This is a genomic window from Streptomyces sp. SID5910, assembly GCF_009862125.1.
Lineage (GTDB): Bacteria > Actinomycetota > Actinomycetes > Streptomycetales > Streptomycetaceae > Streptomyces.
The window spans coordinates 1-2,731 of the sequence record NZ_WWHX01000382.1; the positions used below are offsets into that span (position 1 = coordinate 1).

The 2,731-nt window shown below is 75.7% G+C and carries 4 protein-coding genes; 3 read left to right on the forward strand and 1 reads right to left on the reverse strand.

Annotated features, from left to right (window positions below):
• The coding region (locus tag GTW67_RS13130; protein WP_161164995.1) for a MerR family transcriptional regulator at positions 1 to 437 on the reverse strand (437 nt) is incomplete at its 3' end.
• A 97-nt stretch (positions 438 to 534) separates the two neighbouring features.
• On the opposite strand from GTW67_RS13130, the gene GTW67_RS13135 reads away from it, so the two are divergent.
• The 3 genes from GTW67_RS13135 to GTW67_RS36945 are packed head-to-tail and all read left to right on the forward strand — an operon-like array spanning position 535 to position 2,657.
• Entirely contained in the window at positions 535 to 2,076 is a 1,542-nt protein-coding gene (locus GTW67_RS13135) for an alpha/beta fold hydrolase (RefSeq protein WP_161164996.1), read from the forward strand.
• Positions 2,073 to 2,315 (forward strand): hypothetical protein, encoded by a 243-nt coding sequence (locus GTW67_RS36940; protein WP_202437177.1) that lies wholly within the window; start codon positions 2,073 to 2,075, stop codon positions 2,313 to 2,315. The genes GTW67_RS13135 and GTW67_RS36940 overlap by 4 nt, the downstream gene beginning before the upstream one ends.
• A gap of 60 nt (positions 2,316 to 2,375) precedes the next feature.
• Positions 2,376 to 2,657 (forward strand): hypothetical protein, encoded by a 282-nt coding sequence (locus tag GTW67_RS36945; RefSeq protein WP_202437178.1) that lies wholly within the window; start codon positions 2,376 to 2,378, stop codon positions 2,655 to 2,657.
• Positions 2,658 to 2,731 lie beyond the last annotated feature (74 nt).

Genomic DNA, 2,731 nt, shown 5'->3' on the forward strand with positions numbered 1-2,731 from the left:
AGCCAGCCGCGCCAGAAGCGGACGAGGGGTTCCGTGCTCGGCGGGGCGGCCACCGCGCCGACCAGCCGCAGCCGGTCGGCCCGCTCACCCGGCGGACACTCCTGCACCAGCCGCAGCGCCGCCTCCCGCCAGCGCAACGCCCTCAGCTCGCTGCCGACCTCCCGCAGCCGCCCGGCGACGGCGTCCTCCAGCACGCCGCTCGCCCCGTCCTCCTCGTCGAGCACGCGGCGCACCTCGGGCACCGCCAGGCCGAGGGCGCGCAGCGAACGGATCAGACGCAGCCGGCCCAGCGCCTCCGGACCGTACCGGCGGTGTCCTCCGGCGCTGCGGGAGGCCTCCGGCAGCAGACCGCGGTCGGAGTAGAAACGGACGGTCTTGACGGTGACGCCCGCCCGTTCGGCGAGCTCACCGATCCCGCACAGCCCGTCGCGCGGCATGACCACTTGAACCTCCCTCAGGGGGAGTTCCTACGGTACCGGCGAGCGCGGACGGGCGACCGGACCGGTCCGCGCGATCGCTCACGGAGGAGAGACCATGACCGCATTCGTCCTCGTACCGGGCATGTTCACCGGCAGCCACGTGTGGGAGCACACCGCGGCGCACCTGGCAGCCGCGGGCGCCGAGGTGTACCCGGTGGCCCTCACCGGGCTCGACGGGCCGCCCGGCACCGCGCCGGCCGGCACCGACCTGGAGACCCACATCGCGGACGTGCTCGCGGTGATCGACGCGGTCGGCGCGGAAGGGGGCCGGGAAGGTGACGGGCGGATCGTGCTCGTCGGTCACGACTACGGCATCCATCCCGCACTCGGTGCCGCCGACCGGCGGACAGAGCGCATCGACCGGATCGTGTACCTGGACTCGGCCATGCCCCGCGACGGCGTGCCGGCCCTGGCCGCCGTCCCCGACCAGTCGCTGCGCGAGCGGCTGGCCGAGCGCGCCGGGGCCGGCGGGGGAGAGGCCACGGTGGGCGAGCTGCCGCCCCCGGCGCACGACGAGTGGGAGCGCTGGGGCAGCACGGCGGGCCTGTCCGGCGCCGCGCTGGACCGGCTCACGGTCCTCGCCGCCCCGCAGCCGCTCGGCACCCTGCTCCAGCCGCTCCGGCTGACCGGCGCGGTGGCCGCGGTGCCCACCACCGGGGTGCTGTGCACCGCGAACGGTTCGAGCATCGAGATGGTCCAGATGCTGGTGGGATTCGGCGACCCCGCCCTGAGCGCCCTCGTCGACCCCCGGGTGTCCTTCTTCGAACTCCCCACCGGGCACTGGCCGATGCTGTCCTGCCCCGCCGACCTGGCGGACGTCCTGCTGCGGGCCGCCGCCGGCGAGGGACACCGGCTGGAGCCCGCCGACCCGGCCGAACCGCCCGCCGAACAACGGCCGTTCCTGCTGGACCTGCCCGAACTCCCCAGGGAGCGCACGGAGAACGTCGACCTCTACCTGCCGGACGCCGACGGCCCCCGCCCGGCGGTGGTGTTCCTGCACGGCGGCCCGGTGCCCGCCGACGCCCGGCCGGAGCCGAGGGACTGGACCACCCTGACCGGGTACGCCACCTACGCGGCCGTGAACGGAGTGGTGGGCGCGGTCGTCGCCCACCGGCTGCACGACCTCGCCGACTACGAGCGGGCCGCCGCGGACGTGGCCGGCGCGGTGGAACGGATCCGGGCCGACCCCCGGGTGGACGCGGACCGCGTCGCGCTGTGGTTCTTCTCCGGCGGCGGACTGATCACCGCCGACTGGCTCGGCGCACCCCCGCCGTGGCTGCGCTGCCTGGCCGCCACCTACCCCGTGCTGGCGCCGCTGCCGAACTGGGGGATGTCCGGCACCCGGTTCCACCCGGTGCGGGCGGTGGCGAAGGCCGGCGACCTGCCCGTGGTCCTCACCCGGGCGGGACTGGAGATGCCCGAGATCGCCGTGCGTGTCGAGCGGTTCCTGGTGGCGGCGGAGGAGTGCGGGGCCCGCGTCGAGGTGGTCGACGTGCCACACGGCCACCACGGCTTCGAGACCCGCGACGTGACCGACGAGTCACGCGACGCGGTCCGCCGGGCGATGCGCGCGGTGCTGGAGCACCTGCGGCGGTGAGACGGCCCGCGGGGCGGCGTCAGAACGAGACCTCGCGCACACTGGCCTGGCTGCGCGGCTCGGTCGTCGCGGTGATCTCCGACCGGTGGCGGCTCGCCGAGAAGGTCACCGTCAGCGACTCGGCCGCGCTCTGGCTCGTGCTCACCGTGAAGCCCTGCTCCGGCACCGCCGACACCAGGCACACCCCGCCGTCCCCGAACCGCACGGTCACCCTGCCGCCCTCCGACGCCACCGTGTAGACACCGGCGCCGCCCTCCTCGCACCCCCGCTCGCCCCCGCCCGCCGCGGGAGGCTGCCCGGTGGTGGCGCGGGCGGTCGGCGTCGTCGGCGCCGGACTCGGCTCGCGCGGCTCCTCGCGCGTCGGGGAAGGCGTCGGGCGGGGCTTCTCGCTGGTCGGCGAGGGGCTGGGGGACGGAGGCCGCGTGCTCGGCGACGGCGTGGGCCGCGGCGCCACCGGGAGCTCCCGCGGCGCCGACTGCGCGACCGGAGCGGTGGGCCGGGTCGAGCCCACCACGAAGTGGATCGTGATGATGACGGCCGTGATGCTGGCGGCCGTGCACGACAGCCAGATGATCAGGTAGCGCAGGAGGCGGGACACGACACCATAGTGACGGACCGGCTAACGTGCCTGCCCATGGCCTGTGTACTTGTCGTC

What these genes read in the sequence shown, in the direction of transcription:
- GTW67_RS13135 (WP_161164996.1), top strand. Translation starts at nt 535, where the DNA reads ATGACCGCATTCGTCCTCGTACCGGGCATGTTCACCGGCAGCCACGTG.